Here is a 2,609-nt window from a genome sequence, read left to right as displayed (position 1 = left end):
ATCTTCCACCAGCGCCTTCACATCATCGGCGGACATGCGCTCCGGATCTTTGCGTCCGAAAAATGGCGAAACCTTCCATCCCTCCTTGCCGTCATACGCCTCAATCTGCGTCATCCCCTGAAGCGAACCTTCGGTACGCACTTCATCCGGGCGCTTTTTTGTTTGGAGATAGCCAAGCTCGATCTGGCCCTGCACGGGAAGCAGCAGCTTACCAGTTGAGCGCAGCGTTTGGAGGTTGTTCAACGCGGTCGCGCCGCCCTTGGCCTCGATGTTCTTGGCAACAAGTTCGTCGACGGTCGGCTGATTTATTTCTTGCGCGAAAATTGCCGGAATGCTGAGCGAGGCAATGATGAGAAAAATTACGAAACGCAAATGCATAATAGGTTTGGAGTTCGATATGAGACAGTGAAGTGCCACCGATATTCAAACGAAGTAGAAACGCAAACGCTTCCCCAGGCACAAATCGCTTTTGGAGCCAATCGAAGATGGAATTTTCGTGTCGAGAATTGCCAAAGCCGATTAAAATCCAGCCGGAAGTAATTTGTGTTAGGTGGGTTCCATTAAAAGAGCACAAACTCGATCGGCGCCTGAAGCAATGGCCAATTCGCGGCATTCTGGTCGTAGGAAAAAGCCCGCCAAATCTGCCAAAGCAAAAGCCGATGCTCGTTCGTACGCATGCGTGTTACCAGGCCCATGGCAGTTGAATAGCGCGATCGTTCTCATGTGCGTTCTGGGAACCGCTGTTTTATATGCGGGCGATCTTCATCTCGGTTTTTTCCGAATCGACGATCTGCAGTACGTCCTCGACAACGCGTGGATCCAGGGCGCCACGTGGGAACACATCAGGCAGATTTTATCCACTTCCTACTACCTCAACTATTCGCCTCTGCATCTCTTCTCGTACATGCTCGATCACGCCATCGCAGGCCTGAACGCCTCGGCGTTTCATCTATCGAGCAATCTCTGGGCGGGCACCGTTGCCGGTTTTGTGTACCTCGTCGCACTGGCACTGACACAACATCGCCTAACTGCCATTGCTGCTGCCATGCTGTTTGTTGTTCATCCCATGCACGTGGAAGCCGTGGTCTGGATTTCAAGCCGGAAAGATTTGGTTGCTGCGGCATTTGTACTTCCTGGTTTTCTAGCATATCTAAAATATAGACAGCGCGGCGCAGTCGTTTGGTACCTCGCTTCGCTGCTGCTGTTTCTCTTAGCATTGTTAGGAAAGCTCTCCGTTGTCGCGTTCCCGGCCGTGTTACTCAGCTTTGATCTATTAGTTGAAAAGCGGGGGTTGAGCCGATCGATAGTCGACAAAATCCCGTTCGTGCTCCTCGCGACGCTCGCAGTAGTGGCCGTTCAGCATGCGCAACCAGGAACAGGAGCCGAGCCTGATATGAGCATGCGCGCAGCATCGTTTCTTCAAGGCATCTGGCTACTCAGTGGACTTGGAAATTATGTGCTCTACCGCGTCCCACCTGGCAACGGAACAGCGTTGGCTCAATTTGCAGGAGCAGTCTTTCTCGTTGCCGTGTTTATGTTCCCCTTGCTGCTGCGCAAACGTTATCCCGTGGTCACTCTTTTGATTTACTGGGTCCTCTTTACGTATCTGCCAACTCAGGTGCTGCCGTTCTCGTATCCGGTCACGGACCGCTATCTGTTTTTGCCATCGATAGGAGCCGTCATTCTGATTGCATGGCTGGTGTTCAGGGCCACAGATTATTTGCCAAAATGGAACGTCGCTGCCGCGACGGCAGTCGTCGCGGTGGTCAGTTTGGTATGGTTCAAGAAAACCGTCGATTATTTGGCCGAGTGGCAGGACCCGCGGTCCATTTGGTACGCTGCTGCGCGGAAGACGAATGACTTCCATGTGTTCTACGAGCTTGGCTGGGAATACCTGGACAAATCGGCCAGACTGGGAACAAGGCTCAGGAATTCTCCACTTCCGGCAGAGCAATCAAAACAGCTCGCTTCACTCGTTTGGAGAGACGATGCACGGCTTCCGCAGTTGCTGTCTGAACTGTCAGCCGGCCAGCATACTGGACCGGCCGAAAACGCGTTTAAGGGACATTTGCAGAGCAAAGCATCGGAGAATTTCGACCGCGCGCTCGCGACAAAGGGTTCGCATCTCATGCCTGATCTCTTTCTTAGCCGCGGCGTGTTGTTACTTGATAAGGGCGATATGCAGTCAGCAAAAAAGGAATTTCTAGCGGAGCTGGATGAGGTGTCGCAGTTACCATCGCCTGAAGCGCGACAGGAAGCGTTGATTGCGTGTTACTATAATCTGGCCGTAGCGGAAGACGGCCTCGGCAACCCAAAAGAGGCGTTGTCCTGGATCAGGCTTGCCGAACAAGAACAGAATCAACTCGGCAGAACCGTTATTCCCGGACTCAGTGACGACCGGCAAAAACTCGAATCAACGATGACAACCCGCGACCACGAATAAGCAATCCTCTGATAGACAAATTACTCGTGCCGCAAAGCAACCATGGGATCGATTTTCATTGCGCGGCGGGCGGGAAGATAACAGGCGAGCAGCGCAACACCGACGAAAAGCGCAGCGACGCCGCCGAAGCTGAGCGGGTCGGTCGGCTTCACCCCGTAAAGCAAAC

At 53.1% G+C, this 2,609-nt stretch carries 2 protein-coding genes; one reads left to right on the top strand and one right to left on the bottom strand.

Going from position 1 to position 2,609, the window contains the following annotated elements; translation table 11 throughout:
• Positions 1 to 378 (bottom strand): hypothetical protein (locus DMG62_24030; protein ID PYY20056.1); only part of this gene is annotated, 378 nt, incomplete at its 3' end.
• 343 nt (positions 379 to 721) lie between these two features.
• On the opposite strand from DMG62_24030, the gene DMG62_24025 reads away from it, so the two are divergent.
• A complete protein-coding gene (locus tag DMG62_24025; GenBank protein ID PYY20055.1) occupies positions 722 to 2,443 on the top strand; it encodes a hypothetical protein in 1,722 nt (573 codons plus the stop codon).
• Positions 2,444 to 2,609 lie beyond the last annotated feature (166 nt).

Source organism: Acidobacteriota bacterium (assembly GCA_003225175.1).
In the GTDB taxonomy this organism is placed as follows: domain Bacteria; phylum Acidobacteriota; class Terriglobia; order Terriglobales; family Acidobacteriaceae; genus Gp1-AA112.
This window is presented reverse-complemented; position numbering and strand designations above follow the sequence as displayed.